The 5250-nt window shown below is 53.7% G+C and carries 2 tRNA genes and 2 rRNA genes; all 4 read left to right on the top strand.

From position 1 onward, the window contains the following. Positions 1-167 precede the first annotated feature (167 nt). The 4 genes from BN1263_RS16860 to BN1263_RS16845 all read left to right on the top strand — a co-directional run bounded on the left by BN1263_RS16860 (position 168) and on the right by BN1263_RS16845 (position 5082). A 16S ribosomal RNA gene (locus BN1263_RS16860) occupies positions 168-1712 on the top strand. A 94-nt stretch (positions 1713-1806) separates the two neighbouring features. Further along, positions 1807-1882: transfer RNA gene (locus BN1263_RS16855), tRNA-Ala, on the top strand. Between the two features lie 22 nt (positions 1883-1904). Next, a tRNA-Ile gene (locus BN1263_RS16850) sits at positions 1905-1981 on the top strand. Positions 1982-2204: 223 nt separating this feature from the next. Then, a 23S ribosomal RNA gene (locus tag BN1263_RS16845) occupies positions 2205-5082 on the top strand. Together the 16S and 23S rRNA genes with 2 tRNA genes alongside form the textbook arrangement of a ribosomal RNA operon. Positions 5083-5250 lie beyond the last annotated feature (168 nt).

Genomic DNA, 5250 nt, shown 5'->3' with positions numbered 1-5250 from the left:
ATCTTTGAAAGTATGCGCAGGTATCTTGTGAAGGCGCCTGCAGGAAGGATGATTGTCCATCTTGCAGACGTTTGATCAAGCAACTATTAATTGTTTTAAAGCAAGCGATACGTTGCCAGCATCAATCATCTGCAGCTTTAAATTTTGATCTTCGGATCATGTAGTTTTAAGTGAAGAGTTTGATCCTGGCTCAGAGTGAACGCTGGCGGTAGGCCTAACACATGCAAGTCGAACGGCAGCACAGAGGAGCTTGCTCCTTGGGTGGCGAGTGGCGGACGGGTGAGGAATACATCGGAATCTACTCTTTCGTGGGGGATAACGTAGGGAAACTTACGCTAATACCGCATACGACCTACGGGTGAAAGCAGGGGACCTTCGGGCCTTGCGCGATTGAATGAGCCGATGTCGGATTAGCTAGTTGGCGGGGTAAAGGCCCACCAAGGCGACGATCCGTAGCTGGTCTGAGAGGATGATCAGCCACACTGGAACTGAGACACGGTCCAGACTCCTACGGGAGGCAGCAGTGGGGAATATTGGACAATGGGCGCAAGCCTGATCCAGCCATACCGCGTGGGTGAAGAAGGCCTTCGGGTTGTAAAGCCCTTTTGTTGGGAAAGAAATCCAGCTGGCTAATACCCGGTTGGGATGACGGTACCCAAAGAATAAGCACCGGCTAACTTCGTGCCAGCAGCCGCGGTAATACGAAGGGTGCAAGCGTTACTCGGAATTACTGGGCGTAAAGCGTGCGTAGGTGGTCGTTTAAGTCCGTTGTGAAAGCCCTGGGCTCAACCTGGGAACTGCAGTGGATACTGGGCGACTAGAATGTGGTAGAGGGTAGCGGAATTCCTGGTGTAGCAGTGAAATGCGTAGAGATCAGGAGGAACATCCATGGCGAAGGCAGCTACCTGGACCAACATTGACACTGAGGCACGAAAGCGTGGGGAGCAAACAGGATTAGATACCCTGGTAGTCCACGCCCTAAACGATGCGAACTGGATGTTGGGTGCAATTTGGCACGCAGTATCGAAGCTAACGCGTTAAGTTCGCCGCCTGGGGAGTACGGTCGCAAGACTGAAACTCAAAGGAATTGACGGGGGCCCGCACAAGCGGTGGAGTATGTGGTTTAATTCGATGCAACGCGAAGAACCTTACCTGGCCTTGACATGTCGAGAACTTTCCAGAGATGGATTGGTGCCTTCGGGAACTCGAACACAGGTGCTGCATGGCTGTCGTCAGCTCGTGTCGTGAGATGTTGGGTTAAGTCCCGCAACGAGCGCAACCCTTGTCCTTAGTTGCCAGCACGTAATGGTGGGAACTCTAAGGAGACCGCCGGTGACAAACCGGAGGAAGGTGGGGATGACGTCAAGTCATCATGGCCCTTACGGCCAGGGCTACACACGTACTACAATGGTAGGGACAGAGGGCTGCAAGCCGGCGACGGTAAGCCAATCCCAGAAACCCTATCTCAGTCCGGATTGGAGTCTGCAACTCGACTCCATGAAGTCGGAATCGCTAGTAATCGCAGATCAGCATTGCTGCGGTGAATACGTTCCCGGGCCTTGTACACACCGCCCGTCACACCATGGGAGTTTGTTGCACCAGAAGCAGGTAGCTTAACCTTCGGGAGGGCGCTTGCCACGGTGTGGCCGATGACTGGGGTGAAGTCGTAACAAGGTAGCCGTATCGGAAGGTGCGGCTGGATCACCTCCTTTTGAGCAAAGACAGCATCGTCCTGTCGGGCGCCTTCACAAAGTACCTGCATTCAGAGATTTGCATCGGCCAGGCCGGTGTGAGATGTCCCTTTCTGGGGCCTTAGCTCAGCTGGGAGAGCACCTGCTTTGCAAGCAGGGGGTCGTCGGTTCGATCCCGACAGGCTCCACCAGGGAGATTAAGAAGCAAGCTCCGGGTCTGTAGCTCAGGTGGTTAGAGCGCACCCCTGATAAGGGTGAGGTCGGTGGTTCGAGTCCTCCCAGACCCACCATTCTCTGAATGACGCATACATTCGATCTTTATACGCATCAGCACTGTGGCTGGTACGTGTTCTTTTAAAACTTGTGACGTAGCGAGCGTTTGAGATGTTCTATCAGACGTGTCGTGAGGCTAAGGCGAGAGACATAAGTCTCTTTATTGATTGAGTCGTTATATTCGTATCCGGGCTTTGTACCCCCGGGTCATGTATAGCCCAAGGCAACTTGCGGTTATATGGTCAAGCGAATAAGCGCACACGGTGGATGCCTTGGCGGTCAGAGGCGATGAAGGACGTGGCAGCCTGCGAAAAGTATCGGGGAGCTGGCAACAAGCTTTGATCCGGTAATGTCCGAATGGGGAAACCCACCCGCTTGCGGGTATCCTGCAGTGAATACATAGCTGCTGGAAGCGAACCTGGTGAACTGAAATATCTAAGTAACCAGAGGAAAAGAAATCAACCGAGATTCCGTAAGTAGCGACGAGCGAACGCGGACTAGCCCTTAAGCTGGATTGGTTCTAGGAAAACGCTCTGGAAAGAGCGGCCATAGAAGGTGATAGCCCTGTATCTGAAAGGGCCATTCCAGTGAAGACGAGTAGGGCGGGGCACGTGAAACCCTGTCTGAACATGGGGGGACCATCCTCCAAGGCTAAATACTACTGACCGACCGATAGTGAACCAGTACCGTGAGGGAAAGGCGAAAAGAACCCCGGAGAGGGGAGTGAAATAGAACCTGAAACCGTGTGCGTACAAGCAGTAGGAGCTCCGCAAGGAGTGACTGCGTACCTTTTGTATAATGGGTCAGCGACTTACTGTTCGTGGCAAGCTTAACCGTATAGGGGAGGCGAAGGGAAACCGAGTCTGATAAGGGCGCATAGTCGCGGGCAGTAGACCCGAAACCGGGTGATCTAGTCATGCCCAGGGTGAAGGTGCGGTAACACGCACTGGAGGCCCGAACCCACTCCCGTTGCAAAGGTAGGGGATGAGGTGTGATTAGGAGTGAAAAGCTAATCGAACCCGGAGATAGCTGGTTCTCCTCGAAAGCTATTTAGGTAGCGCCTCATATGTATCCTCTCGGGGGTAGAGCACTGTTATGGCTAGGGGGTCATCGCGACTTACCAAACCATTGCAAACTCCGAATACCGAGACGGACTGTATGGGAGACACACGGCGGGTGCTAACGTCCGTCGTGAAAAGGGAAACAACCCAGACCCACAGCTAAGGTCCCAAATTTTGTGCTAAGTGGAAAACCATGTGGAAAGGCACAGACAGCCAGGAGGTTGGCTTAGAAGCAGCCACCCTTTAAAGAAAGCGTAATAGCTCACTGGTCGAGTCGGTCTGCGGGGAAGATTTAACGGGGCTAAGCACAGAACCGAAGCTTGGGGTGCATACTTTGTATGCGCGGTAGAGGAGCGTTCCGTAAGCCGTTGAAGGTGGATTGAGAAGTCTGCTGGAGGTATCGGAAGTGCGAATGCTGACATGAGTAACGATAATGCGGGTGAAAAACCCGCACGCCGAAAGCCCAAGGTTTCCTTGCGCAACGTTAATCGGCGCAGGGTGAGTCGGCCCCTAAGGCGAGGACGAAAGTCGTAGTCGATGGGAAGCAGGTTAATATTCCTGCACCTCGCGTAAGTGCGATGGAGGGACGGAGAAGGTTAGGTGTACCAGGCGTTGGTTGTCCTGGGGAAAGGCGGTAGGTTTGGATCTTTGGCAAATCCGGGATCCTCTAAGACCGAGCACCGAGACGAGCCTTTATGGCGAAGTCACTGATACCACGCTTCCAGGAAAAGCTCCTAAGCTTCAGCTTACGCAGACCGTACCGTAAACCGACACAGGTGGGTAGGATGAGAATTCTCAGGCGCTTGAGAGAACTCGGGTGAAGGAACTAGGCAACATGGCACCGTAACTTCGGGAGAAGGTGCACCCTTTTTGGTGGCTCGTGCGAGCTATAGCTGAAGAGGGTCGCAGTAACCAGGCCGCTGCGACTGTTTATCAAAAACACAGCACTCTGCAAACACGAAAGTGGACGTATAGGGTGTGACGCCTGCCCGGTGCTGGAAGGTTAATTGATGGGGTCAGCCGCAAGGCGAAGCTCTTGATCGAAGCCCCAGTAAACGGCGGCCGTAACTATAACGGTCCTAAGGTAGCGAAATTCCTTGTCGGGTAAGTTCCGACCTGCACGAATGGCGTAACGACAGCGGCGCTGTCTCCACCCGAGACTCAGTGAAATTGAAATCGCTGTGAAGATGCAGCGTTCCCGTGGCAAGACGGAAAGACCCCGTGAACCTTTACTATAGCTTTACACTGAACGTTGAGTTCGTCTGTGTAGGATAGGTGGGAGGCTATGAAACCATGGCGCCAGCTGTGGTGGAGCCATCCTTGAAATACCACCCTGTCGTGCTTGACGTTCTAACCTGGGCCCATTATCTGGGTCGGGGACCGTGTATGGTGGGTAGTTTGACTGGGGCGGTCTCCTCCTAAAGAGTAACGGAGGAGCTCGAAGGTACGCTCAGCGCGGTCGGACATCGCGCACTGTGTGCAAAGGCATAAGCGTGCTTGACTGCAAGATCGACGGATCAAGCAGGTAGGAAACTAGGACTTAGTGATCCGGTGGTTCTGTATGGAAGGGCCATCGCTCAACGGATAAAAGGTACTCCGGGGATAACAGGCTGATACCGCCCAAGAGTTCATATCGACGGCGGTGTTTGGCACCTCGATGTCGGCTCATCACATCCTGGGGCTGTAGTCGGTCCCAAGGGTATGGCTGTTCGCCATTTAAAGTGGTACGCGAGCTGGGTTCAGAACGTCGTGAGACAGTTCGGTCCCTATCTGCCATGGGCGTTGGAGATTTGAGAGGGGCTGCTCCTAGTACGAGAGGACCGGAGTGGACGAACCTCTGGTGTTCCGGTTGTCACGCCAGTGGCATTGCCGGGTAGCTATGTTCGGAAGCGATAACCGCTGAAAGCATCTAAGCGGGAAGCGCGCCTCAAGATGAGATCTCCCGGGGCACAAGCCCCCTGAAGGAACCATGTAGACTACGTGGTTGATAGGTCAGGTGTGTAAGTACAGCAATGTATTGAGCTAACTGATACTAATGATCCGTGCGGCTTGACCATATAACCTCAAGTTGCCTTGGCTTTACGACAGCGTCGTAAGAGCATCCAAGTGCACGCTACGTCACAAGATCTATGAGAGGCAGGCGCCTTATCCAGCTGTATCGGATGGCGACGCTCCAACCGCCTCCCTGGTGAAATTAGCGCTGTGGAACCACCCGATCCCATCCC

Origin of the sequence: Stenotrophomonas thermophila (assembly GCF_001499715.1) — a bacterium.
Classification (GTDB): Bacteria; Pseudomonadota; Gammaproteobacteria; order Xanthomonadales; family Xanthomonadaceae; genus Stenotrophomonas; species Stenotrophomonas hibiscicola.
The sequence above is the reverse complement of the archived record's forward strand: the minus strand, read 5'-3'. Positions and strand labels throughout refer to the sequence as shown.